This is a genomic window from Mycobacterium sp. E2479, assembly GCF_001667925.1.
GTDB lineage: Bacteria > Actinomycetota > Actinomycetes > Mycobacteriales > Mycobacteriaceae > Mycobacterium.
Genome location: NZ_LZJR01000086.1, coordinates 1 through 13,620 on the forward strand (window position 1 = coordinate 1; position 13,620 = coordinate 13,620).

A 13,620-nucleotide genomic window follows, 5' to 3' on the forward strand; every position below is an offset into this window, starting at 1 on the left:
GCGCCGACGGCCTCCGCGAGCTTCTGCTCCCCGACATGAACATCGTCGCTGTTCGCCGTGACGCGAAGCCCCGGCTCCGCCACCGGTTCCACCGATGGCCCCGCCCCCGGCGGCTTACGACCAGCAAAAGGGCCCGAGTCTGATCGAGCGCATGGTGACCAGCAAGCTGCGCGCGCAGCGCCCGTCGTTCCGCACCGCGCAACCCGACTCCACCCATCGCCTGCCGCTGCGGGCCGCGTCGCGCACCACGGGGATGACCGCATATCAGCTGGGCCTGAGGGCCGACGGGCACCAAATCCTGTCGGACATCTCCTTCATCGCGCGTCCCGGCGCCATGACCGCGGTAACCGGACCGTCGGCCGCACGTAATTCCGCGCTGCTCACGCTGCTGGCCGGCACCAGAGCACCCAGCTCCGGACGCGTCACCGTGGACGGACACGACGTCCACGCAGACCCGGAGTCCATGCGGGCCCACATCGGGTTGGTCCCCCGGGTCGATCGTCTGCATCCTCAGCTCACGGTCGCGCAGACCGTGAAGTATGCCGCCGAAATCCGGCTGCCCCCGGACACCTTGCCCGAGGAACGTGACCGCGAGGTCGGCCAGATTCTCGACGAACTCGAGCTGACACCGCACCAAGGCACCAGGATCCGCAAACTGGCACCCGACGTGCGCCGGTGCGTTGGCCTGGCGGTCGAGCTCGTCTCCCGGCCGAGTCTGCTCGTCGTGGACGAGCCAACCGCCGGACTCGACGGGGCTCAACAACGTCAGGTGATGGCGATCCTGCGGCACCAGGCCAACATTGGCTGTGCCGTCGTGGTCGCGATCTCGGCGCGCACGTCGCTCACCGACTTGAACGCGTGCGACCAGGTCTTGGTGCTCACCGCCGCGGGCACGATGGCCTACCTCGGAACGCCCTTGCAGATCGAATCCGCGATGGGCACCACCGACTGGTCGAGCGTGCTGTCACGGGTCGGCGCAGATCCCGACGGAGCCCACCGCGCCTTCCGCGCGAGGCAGCAGACGGCTGCCCCGACCACCCCTCCCGAAGTCGCTGCACCCGGTCCTCCGCAGCCCGGGCTGTCCAGGAACCGCCAGATCCGATGGGTGGCCCGACGCGAGGCTCACCTGCTTCTCGGCGATCGCGCCTACTTTGCGTTCCTGGCTATCCTGCCGTTCGTGTTGGCGGGGCTGGCGCTGCTGATTCCCGGTGATTCCGGCCTGATGAAGCCCGGTCCGGGCAGCACCAACGCCCATCAGGCCATCGAGATCCTGGCCGCCCTCAACGTCGCGGCGGTGATCATCGGCACGGCGCTGACGATCCGCGCGCTGGTTTGCGAACACAGAATCTTTCGGCGCGAGCAGGAGGTCGGTCTGTCCGCGCCGGCCTACCTGACCGCCAAGGTCATCGTGTACGGCCTGGCCGCGGCCGTCTGGACGGCCGTCGCGGTGGCCATCGTCATCGCGGTCAAGGGCGGCCCCGGGGGAAGCTCCGTCTTGCTGCACAACGCCACGGTCGAGCTGTACGTGAGCATGGCCGTCACCGCGATCGTGTCCGCCCTCGTCGGCCTCGCGCTGTCGTCGCTGGGGAAGTCGCTGCGGGAGGTTTTGCCGCTGATGGTGCCGGTGATCCTGGCGTCCGCGCTGTTCAACGGGAGTCTGGTGCAGCTGGTGAGTGTGTGGGGCCTGCAGCAGGTCAGCTGGTTCGTCCCGGCCCAATGGGGATTCGCGGCCGCGGCGTCCACCGCGAATCTGCGCAGGGTCGACTCGCTTGCCGCCGACGCCGTGACGTGGACCCACTACAGCGGTTGGTGGGTGTTCGACATGGGGATGCTCGTCCTGTTCGGGGTGATCGCGGCGGGGTTCACCCTCTATCGGCTGCGGTCGCCCCTCGGCGAGAGCCGCAACCCGCCGCCCGACCGCGAGCCGCAAAATCCTCAGCGCTGAGTACCGGCGCCGGGCGCCGACGGCCGTCGCAAGGTTCTGCTCCCCGACATGAACATCGTCGCTGTTCGCCGTGACGCGAACCGCCCATTACTGTCGTTTTATGGCGCCTGAACCCACTACCACTGCCGAATATCTGCGCAATGCCTTGGACGGGCGTTGGCGCGACGTCAGAAACCGGATGCGAGACACCCTCACCGAGGACCTGTTCCGCCCGCACTACACACCGAACACCGTGATCGCCCGCACCAAAGTGGCGGAGCAAATGAGAATTATGGCGGCGTTCGGCGCGGCTGCCGACAGTTTCAAGAAAGAACACGGCGGCACGGGCGACGTCGGTGCGGCGATCACGATGATCGAGATGCTGGCGATGTCGGATCTGTCGCTGATGGTGAAGGCCGGCGTGCAGTGGGGCCTGTTCGGCGGGGCGGTGGAGAACCTGGGGACAGAGCGCCATCACGAGCTCTACGTGCCCAAGATCATCAGTCTGGATCTGCGGGGTTGTTTCGCGATGACCGAGACCGGACATGGCAGCGACGTGCAGTCGCTAGAGACCACCGCGACCTACGACGCTGAGACGCAAGAGTTCGTCATCGACTCCCCCACCCCGTCAGCCCGTAAGGACTACATCGGCGGCGCCGCCGAAACCGCAACCATGGCAGCGGTTTTCGCGCAGCTGATCACAACCGAGGACGGCAAGCCGGTCAATCACGGTGTGCACTGCGTGCTGGTCCCGATCCGGGACGAGGACGGCAATGACCTGCCCGGGGTCACCACGTCGGACTGCGAATACAAGGGCGGACTGCCCGGCGTCGACAACGGGCGCATCGTGTTCGACCATGTCCGCGTCCCGCGGGTAAACCTGCTCAACAAATACGGTGACGTCGCGGCAGACGGCACGTACAGTTCGCCGATCGACAACCCGAACCGCCGGTTCTTCACCATGCTGGGCACCCTGGTCCGCGGCCGGATCACGGTGGGCGGCAGCGCGGGCGCCGCCGCCCGCGTGGCGCTGGATATCGCCACCCGGTATGCGTTGCAGCGCAGGCAGTTCACCGCACCTGGTGACGACTCCGAAGTGCTGATCATGGACTACCTGGTGCACCAGCGCCGACTGTTTCCGTTGATCGCGAAGTCCTACGCACTGCAGTTCGCGCAGAACGAATTGGTGGGCAAGTGTCACGACGTGCAGAGCGCTGACGCGCCCGACGCCGACGAGCAACGCGAACTCGAAGCGCGTGCCGCCGGGCTGAAGGCGGCCAACACCTGGCATGCGAGTCGGGCGATTCAGGAGTCCCGCGAGGCGTGTGGCGGCGCGGGTTACATGGCCGAGAACAGGCTGATCGGGCTTCGGGGCGACACAGACGTTTTCACCACCTTCGAGGGCGACAACCATGTGCTGACCCAATTGGTGGCCAAGGAACTGCTCACGGCCTACGCCGACGACATCAAAAGCATGAGTCCGGTCGAATGGGTGCGCTTCGCCGCCAGTACCGTGGGTGAACGCGTCGTCAAACGCACTGCGGCAGAGGCGATTATCCAAACGATCGTTGACGCCCGGCAAGACAGCGAGGAAGAGGGCAGCCTCTTCAACCGCGGCACGCAGATCACGATGTTCGAGGACCGCGAGGAGTATCTGCTGGCATCGGTGGCCCGTCGCCTGCAGGCCAAATCCAAAGAGATGTCGGCATTCGACGCGTTCAACTCGGTGCAGGACCACGTTTTGCACGCAGCCAGCGCGCACATCGATCGAGTCATCCTCGAGGCGTTCGTCGCCGGGATCGACGCGTGCCCTGACGAGCAGGCCCGCGAACTGCTGGGCATCTTGTGCGACCTTTACGCGCTATCAGTCATCGAGGTCGACAAGGCCTGGTACATCGAGCACCGCTATCTGTCCACCGAACGCGCCAAGGCGGTCACCCGGGGGATCAACGACCGATGTCGCGCGCTGCGCCCGCATGCCGAGACGCTGGTCGACGGCTTCGGCATCCCGGAACGGCTCCGTTACGTCGAAATGCTGCACCCGGAAAACCTGTCCGAGGCCGTCACCAGCTGACGGGCCGCTCAGCGGTCGTCAAGCCACCACGCGCCCGGCGCCTGGGCCAAAACACTATTGGTTCGGCACCTTGCCGAGGGTTTGCAGCTTGCCGTCTGGGCCGATCCGGAACTTGACCGTCCCGATCCCGGTGGGACAACACAGCTGATCGTTTCCCTTCTGCCATTGGTATTGAACGGTCACGGTGTCATCCGAGGGCGGCAGCACGGTGATGTACGGCTTCGGGTTCGAGGTGGGGCTACCGAGCGGCGTGTTGTGGTCGAAGAAGATCAGTTGTTGCGGGGTCGATTCGCTGGCGATCGTCGGGACGATCTGCACCCAGTACAACCGGCAGTTTCGCGTGTGGCCCCTGCCCATCTCGACCCAGATGGTGCCGGGGATGGTGATCGGAACCGCGGTGATGGCCCGGCGCACGGTGTCGCCCGTGGGTCCATCGGAGTCCTTGCAGGTGTCGGGCCGGGCCGGTGGTGGCGCGGCGGGCTTCCAGCCGCAACCGGAGGCCAGCAAAATCAGAACGATCACAATGAGCTGACGCACGCGGTGAGCTTAGCGAAGACTGTGAATGTCCCATCGGTTTGGTCAAAAACCCTGTTCTGAGCAGCGTTTCGACGGGCATGCTGAGTAGCCTCGAGCGGGACAGACGGTCAACGATGACCTGCGCTAACGCGATCCTTAGCCGTGTGTACCCCCGGCGAATTCACACCGGCGCGTTGGCGGTTGAGAGAAAGAAGTAAACCGGGGGAAATTCCGGGCAGCGATGCCGAAACATGCCTGCCCCACAATGAACTCACCCGATGCGGAGCTAACCCGTAGGCACTTGACGGAGGGACGTGAGCGTGGCCAGGGAGTCCATGGCGCGTGAGAACGCCGTGAACACCATGTGCGCTTACTGCGGCGTCGGTTGCGGCATGGTGTTGCAGATCACAACGGATCCGCGAACAGGCCGCGATCACGTCGCCAAGTCGGTTGGGAGCAAGGAACATCCGGCCAACTTCGGGCGGTTGTGCACCAAGGGCACCACCACCGCGGACATGCTGAAAGCGCCCGGCCGGATGGCCTCAGCGCATGTGCGGGCCGACCGCAGCGAACCACTCGAGCCCATTGACATGGACCGGGCGATCACCCAGTGCGCGAAGCGGTTACGCGCAATCGTCGATGAGCACGGCGCGGACTCCTTCGCTATGTACGTGTCCGGGCAGATGTCCATCGAAGCGCAGTACCTGGCGAACAAGCTGACCAAAGGCTTCATCGGCACCAACCAGATCGAGTCGAACTCGCGGCTGTGCATGGCCAGCGCGGGCTCTGGATACAAGCTCTCGCTGGGTGCGGACGGACCGCCCGGGTCGTACCAGGACTTCGAACGTGCCGACGTCTTTTTCGTCATCGGCGCCAACATGGCCGACTGCCACCCGATCCTGTTCTTGCGCATGATGGACCGGATCAAGGCGGGCGCGAAGCTGATCGTCGTCGACCCGCGCCGCACCGCGACCGCCGACAAGGCCGATCTTTTCCTGCAGATCGCTCCGGGAGCCGATCTGGCACTGCTCAACGGACTGCTGCATCTGATCGTCGAGAACGGCCACATCGACGCAGATTTCATCGCCGAATTCACCGAGGGCTGGGAGGTGATGGCCAGTTTCCTGGAGCAGTACACGCCCGACATGGTCAGCGCGGTGACCGGCATACCCGAACAGGACATCCGCAAAGCGGCTCAAATGATCGGTGAAGCGGAGAATTTCATCAGCTGCTGGACGATGGGCCTCAACCAGAGCACGCACGGCACCTGGAACACCAACGCCATCTGCAACCTGCACCTGGCTACCGGCGCCATCTGCAAGCCAGGAAGCGGGCCCTTCTCGCTCACCGGCCAACCCAACGCGATGGGCGGTCGCGAGATGGGTTACATGGGCCCGGGTTTGCCGGGTCAGCGTTCGGTGACATCGGACGACGATCGCGAGTTCGTCGAAAACCTATGGGGCATTCCCCACGGAACGCTGCGCACCCAGGTCGGCAGCGGCACCATCGACATGTTCTCCCGAATGGCCGACGGGAAGATCAAGGCGTGCTGGATCATCTGCACCAATCCCGTTGCCTCAGTGGCCAATCGAAAAACGGTACTGGCCGCACTGGAAAGCACCGAATTGGTGATCGCGCAGGACGCGTTCTTCGAGACCGAGACCAACGAATACGCCGACGTGTTGTTGCCGGCCGCCCTGTGGACGGAATCCGAAGGGGTCATGGTCAATTCCGAGCGCAACATGACCTTGTTCCAGCCGGCGATGCGGGCGCCCGGCCACGCTCTGCCCGACTGGCAGATCATCGCCCGGATCGCCTGCGAGATGGGATTTTCGGGGGCGTTCAGCTACGAATCCGCCGAGGAGGTCTTCGAGGAGATCAAGCGGTTCTCCAACCCGAAGACGGGCTATGACCTACGCGGCGCCAGCTATGAGCGACTGCGTAAGGGTCCGCTGCAGTGGCCGTGCGCTCCCGAAACCGAAGGCGACCGCAACCCAATGCGTTATGTCAACGACGGTGTCAGCCAGACGCAGTTGGTCCGCGCCGATGGCAGCGTGCCGCGGTTGGCCTTCCCGACGCCAACTGGTCGTGCGGTGTTCTTCGCCCGTCCGCACCTGCTGCCCGAGGAAATGCCCGACGACGACTACCCCTTCCTGCTCAACACCGGCCGCCTGCCGCACCAATGGCACACCATGACCAAGACCGGCAAGGTGGCGAAACTCAATAAACTCAATTCCGGACCGTTCGTCGAGGTCCACCCCGACGACGCCGCCCGCCTCCAGATCATCGACGGCGATCAGATCGAAATCGCCTCCCGCCGAGGGCGTGCCGTGCTGCCGGCCGTCATCAGCGACCGGGTGCGGCCCGCCAACTGCTTCGCCCCCTTCCACTGGAACGACGCCTTCGGCGAATATCTGTCGATCAACGCCGTCACCAACGATGCGGTCGACCCGATCTCGAACCAACCCGAATTCAAGGCGTGCGCCGTCACGTTGACAAAGGTCGCCGTCTCGCAACCTGTCTCGGGCACCGAAGCGCCGGCACCGCGCGACACACTACCACCCGCGCCCACGGAGGTACGAGAAATCAGCGTGTCACAAGTCGACGCCCTGGCCGAATTGCTGGGTGTGGCAACGCAACCCAAGCCGGAATTCAACGAGCTCGGTCGCTCGTATCTTGCCGGTATGCTGTCGGGGCTTCGCTCGGACGCGGGTCGGCGTGCCGGTGGGGTGCCCACTTTGCCGCTGAGCGCGCCGTTCGATTCCAGCACCCGGCTCTGGGTGGATGGCCTGCTGGCGGGGTTGTTCTCGCGCATCGACGGACCGGAGCCAGGGGCGCCGCCAGAGGGGGCCCGGTCGAACTCGCCGACCGCCCAGCAACCGCCCGCCGTGACCGCCGGCGCCAAACCCGCGGCCGAGCGCGCTCCCATCGTGGTGCTGTGGGCATCGCAGACCGGGAATGCCGAGGAACTCGCCGCCGAGATCGCGGCGCGGTTGGGCACCGCGGAGCTTCCCGTCGTGCTGCACAGCATGGATGACTTTCCGCAGGCCGAGTTGGCGACGACGCGGGAGCTGTTGCTCGTCACCAGCACCACCGGTGACGGCGAAGCGCCCGACAACGGCGCCGGCCTCTGGCGGGTGCTGACATCCGACAGCGCGCCGCGACTCACCGGCACCCGCTACGCGGTACTCGCGCTCGGTGATTCCAACTATGACGATTTCTGCGGTCACGGACGCAAGTTGGACGCGCGCCTCGCCGAGCTGGGAGCGGTGCGCATCGCCGACCGGGTGGATTGCGAACCCGACTACGACGACACCGCCGCGAAGTGGTTGAGCGACATCATCGAAGCCCTGACCCGGACGCCGACCTCCGTCGGCGGAGACGGTGCTACGCCGACGCCGGCCCGCGCTTCCGCGGTTGTGGCGCCATCCCGCCCGAGCACGCCCGCCGCCAGCACCTACAACAAGAAGCGCCCGCTGGTCACGGGCATGATGCGCAACACCGTGCTGAGCCAGCCGCAATCGACAAAAGACGTGCGCCACTTGGTTTTCGACATGCCGGAGGAATCCGTGACCTATGCGGCCGGTGACGCGCTGGGCGTGTGGCCGCGCAATAGCGACGAGTTGGTCGACCAATGGCTGTCGGTCACCGGACTGAATGGGCAGACCCCGGTCGAGGTCGGCGAGCACGGTCTGATGTCGTTGCGTTCCGCGATCACCGAGCGAATCGAGATCGCCCATATCAGCCGGGACCTGGTGCGGTTCGTGCAAGAGCGCACCGCTGACTCAACACTCGCGGAGCTGTTGAAACCGGAAAACAAGCGCGCACTGTCGGAGTGGGCGTGGGGACGCCAGTCCATCGACCTGCTGTCGAAGCTGCCGGTCTCCGCGTCGGCCCACGAGTGGCTGCGGGTCCTCAAACGCCTTCAGCCGCGGCTGTACTCGATTTCGTCCAGCCCGAAAGCTTTCCCGGGAGAGGTTCACCTGACGGTCTCCCCGGTGCGGTTCAACTTCCAGGGCGTGCCGCGCCGCGGGGTGTGTTCGACCTACTTGGCCGACCGCTCACCCGGCGACCGAGTGGCCGTCTATCTGCAGCCGTCGAGCAACTTCCGGCCTCCGAGTGAGTCGGACACGCCGATGATCATGATCGGTCCCGGGACCGGCATCGCGCCCTTCCGCGGTTTTCTGCAGGAACGACGGGCGCTCGGCCACACCGGACCCAACTGGCTGTTCTTCGGTGAGCAGCACGCCGCCACCGACTTCTATTACCGCGACGAACTCGAGCAGATGCGTGATGACGGGTTCCTCACCGAGTTGGACCTGGCGTTCTCACGCGACCAGCAGCAAAAGGTCTATGTGCAGCACCTGATGCGCAAGCGTGGAGCCCAGCTGTGGAGCTGGCTGCAGGACGGCGCCCAGCTGTACGTCTGCGGCACCGCCGATCCCATGGCCAAGGACGTGGACCGGACGCTCTGCGAGATCGCCGCCGAATTCGGCAACCTGGACCCGGACGCAGCAAAGGACTACGTCCGATCCCTGAGCGCCGACAAGCGCTACCACCGCGACGTCTACTAGCGTCGATCGGCCATTGCCGCCCCAAGCCGTAACACAGCGGAAACATCGCACACCCGCCGCCGAAACTTCCGCGTCGCACGATTGGCCTCATAAGGTCGCGCGCCTGAAGGAGTGACGACATGGTGGCTCGGGAGTGTGATGGACCCGATCGGGTCTTGAAGAACGGCTGCCCGCTGCAATGCCGGCTGCGATCCGCCGGCATGGCCGATGAATCCATCAGTGACCAGTGCGACTGGGCAGGGTTGCCGGTGAACCTGGATTTTGCGTTCTCGCGAGATCAACGCGACAAGGTTTACACGCAGCACCTGATGCGCAGGCGCGGCACGCGGTTCGGGCCATGGCGACGGGGTGGCCATGTCTGCGTCTGTGAGATCGCCGGGGACGAATCGCTCACCAGCGGCTAGCGACGCTGCTCGGATTCAACGGCGCGACTTTGCCTCGCAACGCGGCCGACGCAAAAAATCACCGAGGTTGAAATCCCCTGACGCTTCCACGCCGTAGCTTTTGCGGGCGTTGAGCTGCGCTGACCCGCCCACTGACCCGGCTCACACGTGCTCCGGCCGCGGTTGGCGCCCGCTCGACGGATGGCCAGTAATCCGCGTTCCGGGTACTAAAAAACATGCCGATTGCCATGAGCCGAAGACCCGCGCAAGCCTCCGCCACGCCGACGCCTGCCGATCAAGAGGTTTGAAAAGCATGGTGAGCGTGACGATCATCGAAACGTCGGGCTTGGGTGACCGCAGCTATCTCATCAGCGACGGTGAGGTTGCCGTCGCGGTGGATCCGCAACGAGACATCGATCGGGTGCTCGAGCTGACTAAAGACCTGCGCATCACCCACGTGCTGGAAACCCACATCCACAGCGACTACGTGACCGGCGGCCTGGCACTGGCCAGAGCGACCGGCGCCCAATACGTCGTTCCCGCAGGGGAAGAGGTCCATTTTGACCGCCGCGCGGTTGAGGATCGCGACCGGATCGACACCGGCGGAATACATCTGGAAGCGTTGTTCACCCCCGGACATACCCACCATCACGTCAGCTATGTGCTGCGCGAGGATTCCGGGGACACTATCGGCGTCTTCACGGGCGGGTCGCTGCTGTTTGGTAGCACCGGCAGAACGGACCTGGTCGGTGACGACCACACCGAGGAATTGGCCCGGCGGCAATACGATTCGGTCCGGCGCCTCGCCGATGAGCTGCCTTCGGAGACCGCGATCTACCCCACCCACGGATTCGGCAGTTTCTGTTCGGCGACCCCGCCCGACGGTGACGCCTCCACCATCGGCGAACAACGCCTCATCAATCCGGCGCTGACGAAGGACGAACAGGAATACGTCGACGAGCTTGTGGCCGGGCTTGCTGCGTATCCCGCCTACTACGCGCACATGGGCGTCATCAACAGGGCCGGCCCCGAAGCGGCGGACCTCTCCCCGCCCAAACCGGTGGACGCGCAGGAGCTTCGGCACCGGATCGACGCCGGCGAATGGGTGGTCGACCTTCGGAACCGAACGGCGTTCGCAGCAGGGCACCTGCGCGGCAGCTACGGATTCGAGCTGTCGGGGTCTTTCGTGAACTACCTCGGGTGGCTTTACAGCTGGGGCGCACCGCTGACGTTGATCGGTGAGGACACCGAGCAAGTCGCCGACGCTCAGCGCGAGCTCGCCCGCATCGGCGTCGATCGCCTCACCGGCAGCGCCACTGGCGACATACGCGCGCTGGCCGATGGTGCGACGCTGGGCAGTTACCGGGTCGCGTCGTTCAAGGACCTCGTCGACGCGCTCGACACCGGCACGGTCACCGTCGTCGATGTTCGTCAGTCAAACGAATTCGACAACGGCCACGTGCGTGATGCGGTCAACATCGCGCTGCACGAGCTGCCGGAGCGCCTCGTCGAACTACCCGAAGACCGCGAGCTTTGGATCCACTGCGCCAGCGGATACCGGGCGTCGATCGCCGCGGCTCTGCTCGACCGGCAGCAACGCCGCGTTGTGCTCATCGACGACGACTACGACAACGCCGAAAACCTGAGCATCACCGAGGTTCACGGTGATTGAAAATGCGTGCCGTCGCCGCGATCGCGCGTAGTGACTAAAGTGAGGCGCCCACAACGGGAGGAAACACCATGAGCGCACCGACCGCCGACGCCATCACGTCGGCCGAGCTGCACGAGCGGCTCGGATCTTCGACCGCTCTGCGCATCGTTGATGTTCGGACACCCGCGGAGTTCGAAACCTCACACATACCCGGGTCTCACAACGTGCCGCTGGACTTACTGGACGAACGCTCCCGCGAGATTGCCCAGCTTTTGGGCGGGGATCGGGAGACCGTCCTGGTATGCCGTTCGGGGCAACGCTCTACCAAGGCCCTAAAACTTTTGCGCAACGCGGGTTTGACCGGTAGTCGCGTGTTGGAGAACGGCATCCTCGACTGGGAGGGACAAGGCTTTTCGGTTGATCGCGGCGCCCAGCGATGGGACCTCGAGCGCCAGGTACGCCTCGTCGCGGGATCGGTCGTACTTTCGTCCGTCCTCGGAAGCGTCGTCGTCCCGCGACTCAAATGGCTGGCCGCCGGGATTGGAGGGGGCCTGACTTACGCCGCGCTATCCAACACCTGCGCGATGGCGACCGTGCTCTCCAAATTGCCGTACAACCGCGGTGCAACGTTGGATGCCGAGACGGTTCTGTCGCGACTGGACGGTCACTAGGCGGTCGCCGCTTAACGCTTCGCCAGGTCCGGCTGCCCGTACACCGCCACCACCACGGTGCGGTCCATACTGTTGTCCGACCACACCCCGATGGTGGTGTTGGCGCAGTCGCGGATGATCGCCATGTCGTCGGCGTTGTAGTACCACTGATTGACCAGTTCCAGGCTGCTGATGGCGATCGCCGGATTGATGGCCACCGTCTCAGCGGCCCTGCCGCGGAAGCCGGCGGCGTTGGCGCGGTCTTGTGGCGTGGATCCGTCGGAGCCGATGTCACCGTCGATGTTTCGGTTGTTCATCATGTCTTCGGCGTGCCATTCGGCGGCCAGGGTGAGCGCGTTGTTTCTGATGACGTCATTCGTGCAGCCCACCTGGTGCTGCAGGGTGTAGACGGCAGAGACGACCGCGCTGTTGAGCCGCTTATTGTCGGCCTGCGCGACCGGAGCCGCCAAAACGGCTGTGCCCAGCAAAACGACGCCGGTGGGCAGCACCCGGGCGCAACGGCGTACCGATAGTTCCATGGCCGTCCCTCGGATTATGTGGGCTCGAAACGCGACACCAGCCACCGGCCGTTGACCTTATCCAGGGTCACCCGCACTACGGGCTGGGTGTCGGTGGGAGCGCCCGCCCCGATGGTCACCGTCTGGTCGACATACACCAGGGCCACGGCGTGGTTCTCGGTCGCCGAAACAGAGGCCGCCGCAATCGCTTTGGCCACCGACGAGATGTGCTTCTCCTTGGCACCGGGCACGACGACCTGGCGGGTCAGCTCGCCGTAGGCATCCTTGAACTCACCGGTGAGCCGTTCGCGCGCCGCGGCGAGGTCGTTTTCCACCGTGTCGGCGTGATAAGTCAACAACGCGACCGTGTCGTCGCGGGCGGCCTGCACCGATTCGGTCCGGGCCTGTGCGAGATTGTCGGCGGCCCCCGCCGACCACTTCAGGTACCCCGCGCCAACCGCCAAAGCCAGTGCGAGCGCGGGCAATATCCCGTAGGCGAGCACCCGTGACCACCCGATGGGGCGCTTTGTCCGCTCGGCCGCCGGCTGCACGTCGGTGGACGATTTGGATGCGTCCGGTTCGTGTTGCGCGGCAGCTGTTGCCGAGTCCAGTTGCTCGTCGGCGGTATCGACTTTCACGTCTTCTTTCAACGTCGTCATGGCACGAACACCACGTTGGAGACCTTGGCGTCATCGCCGACAGATCGGACCTCGATTCGCATGCGCCACTCCCGCGGCGCCTCCTCGCCCCCGGCGGTGCGCGACTTCACCGCGACCGCAACCAAAACCTGGGCGGAGTCGCCGCGTTGTGATTCCAGTCCGGCGTCGGTGACCGTCCCTTCCGATTTCGACTGCGCCGCCTTGACAACCTCCTCGAACGGCTTGGCCCGCTGCTCGAAGTCATCCCGGAATGCGCCGGTGGCCAAATCGAGGATCCGCTGCACGTCGGTGTCGACCTGCGTGTAGTTGATCGTGGTGAGGTTCACCGCGCCCTGACGGGCAGTCGCGACGTACAAGTTCTGCCGGGCCTGGGCCTCGTGCTTCTGGTAGGCGCGGTAGCCGAGCCAGCCGCTCAGGCCGGCCAGCGTCGCCACGATGAGGCCGCTGGCCACCAACGCGGATCCGGTGCGCGAAAGCCGCCGCCCGCGGATGACCTCGCGCCACCGCGCGAGCCGCCCCAAGGTCCGACTCTCGCCATCCCCGTCCTCGGCGTAGATCTTTTCGGCCTCTTCGGACTCGGCTGCGTCGATGTCCTCGGCAACGTCGATTTCCGTTGGCTGGTCGACGGTTTCCTCCGCCTCGGGCGTATCAGGTTTGTCCGCCATGGTGCT

General features: G+C 65.3%; 10 protein-coding genes. 6 read left to right on the forward strand and 4 right to left on the reverse strand.

What is annotated here, in order from left to right:
• Positions 1 to 151 precede the first annotated feature (151 nt).
• Both A5686_RS12270 and A5686_RS12275 read left to right on the forward strand, forming a co-directional pair.
• Positions 152 to 1,945, forward strand: coding sequence for an ABC transporter ATP-binding protein (locus A5686_RS12270; protein ID WP_067934703.1), 1,794 nt, complete (start codon positions 152 to 154; stop codon positions 1,943 to 1,945).
• Positions 1,946 to 2,045: 100 nt separating this feature from the next.
• Positions 2,046 to 3,998 carry an acyl-CoA dehydrogenase gene (locus A5686_RS12275; protein WP_067934432.1) on the forward strand — a complete coding sequence of 651 codons (1,953 nt, stop codon included), beginning with the start codon at positions 2,046 to 2,048 and terminating at the stop codon, positions 3,996 to 3,998.
• A 54-nt stretch (positions 3,999 to 4,052) separates the two neighbouring features.
• Here the strand turns inward: A5686_RS12275 and A5686_RS12280 are convergent, their stop codons facing one another.
• Positions 4,053 to 4,520 carry an LppP/LprE family lipoprotein gene (locus A5686_RS12280; RefSeq protein ID WP_067934704.1) on the reverse strand — a complete coding sequence of 156 codons (468 nt, stop codon included), beginning with the start codon at positions 4,518 to 4,520 and terminating at the stop codon, positions 4,053 to 4,055.
• Positions 4,521 to 4,849: 329 nt separating this feature from the next.
• Between A5686_RS12280 and A5686_RS12285 the strand changes: the two genes are divergently transcribed.
• From A5686_RS12285 to A5686_RS12300, 4 genes are all read left to right on the forward strand, one after another.
• A complete protein-coding gene (locus A5686_RS12285) occupies positions 4,850 to 9,088 on the forward strand; it encodes a bifunctional nitrate reductase/sulfite reductase flavoprotein subunit alpha (RefSeq protein WP_067934433.1) in 4,239 nt (1,412 codons plus the stop codon).
• A 155-nt stretch (positions 9,089 to 9,243) separates the two neighbouring features.
• Positions 9,244 to 9,492, forward strand: a complete 249-nt coding sequence (locus A5686_RS12290; protein WP_369829704.1) for a hypothetical protein — start codon at positions 9,244 to 9,246, stop codon at positions 9,490 to 9,492.
• Between the two features lie 295 nt (positions 9,493 to 9,787).
• Positions 9,788 to 11,143 (forward strand): rhodanese-like domain-containing protein, encoded by a 1,356-nt coding sequence (locus A5686_RS12295; RefSeq protein ID WP_067934708.1) that lies wholly within the window; start codon positions 9,788 to 9,790, stop codon positions 11,141 to 11,143.
• Positions 11,144 to 11,211: 68 nt separating this feature from the next.
• Positions 11,212 to 11,793 (forward strand): rhodanese-like domain-containing protein, encoded by a 582-nt coding sequence (locus tag A5686_RS12300; protein ID WP_067934436.1) that lies wholly within the window; start codon positions 11,212 to 11,214, stop codon positions 11,791 to 11,793.
• Between the two features lie 11 nt (positions 11,794 to 11,804).
• Here A5686_RS12300 and A5686_RS12305 read toward each other — a convergent pair whose 3' ends face one another.
• The 3 genes from A5686_RS12305 to A5686_RS12315 are packed head-to-tail and all read right to left on the reverse strand — an operon-like array spanning position 11,805 to position 13,614.
• Complete coding sequence (locus A5686_RS12305; RefSeq protein ID WP_067934438.1) at positions 11,805 to 12,311, reverse strand: CAP domain-containing protein; 507 nt, start codon at positions 12,309 to 12,311, stop codon at positions 11,805 to 11,807.
• A 14-nt stretch (positions 12,312 to 12,325) separates the two neighbouring features.
• The gene (locus A5686_RS12310; RefSeq protein WP_231986366.1) at positions 12,326 to 12,949 is read right to left on the reverse strand and encodes a hypothetical protein; all 624 of its coding nucleotides are present in this window, start codon (positions 12,947 to 12,949) and stop codon (positions 12,326 to 12,328) included.
• The gene (locus A5686_RS12315) at positions 12,946 to 13,614 is read right to left on the reverse strand and encodes an Mce protein (RefSeq protein ID WP_067934439.1); all 669 of its coding nucleotides are present in this window, start codon (positions 13,612 to 13,614) and stop codon (positions 12,946 to 12,948) included. Before A5686_RS12315 ends, A5686_RS12310 begins: the two co-directional genes overlap by 4 nt.
• Positions 13,615 to 13,620: the final 6 nt, after the last annotated feature.

What these genes read in the sequence shown, in the direction of transcription:
- A5686_RS12270 (WP_067934703.1), top strand. Translation starts at nt 152, where the DNA reads ATGGTGACCAGCAAGCTGCGCGCGCAGCGCCCGTCGTTCCGCACCGCG.
- A5686_RS12275 (WP_067934432.1), top strand. Translation starts at nt 2,046, where the DNA reads ATGGCGCCTGAACCCACTACCACTGCCGAATATCTGCGCAATGCCTTG.
- A5686_RS12285 (WP_067934433.1), top strand. Translation starts at nt 4,850, where the DNA reads ATGGCGCGTGAGAACGCCGTGAACACCATGTGCGCTTACTGCGGCGTC.
- A5686_RS12300 (WP_067934436.1), top strand. Translation starts at nt 11,212, where the DNA reads ATGAGCGCACCGACCGCCGACGCCATCACGTCGGCCGAGCTGCACGAG.
- A5686_RS12305 (WP_067934438.1), bottom strand. Translation starts at nt 12,311, where the DNA reads ATGGAACTATCGGTACGCCGTTGCGCCCGGGTGCTGCCCACCGGCGTC.
- A5686_RS12310 (WP_231986366.1), bottom strand. Translation starts at nt 12,949, where the DNA reads ATGACGACGTTGAAAGAAGACGTGAAAGTCGATACCGCCGACGAGCAA.
- A5686_RS12315 (WP_067934439.1), bottom strand. Translation starts at nt 13,614, where the DNA reads ATGGCGGACAAACCTGATACGCCCGAGGCGGAGGAAACCGTCGACCAG.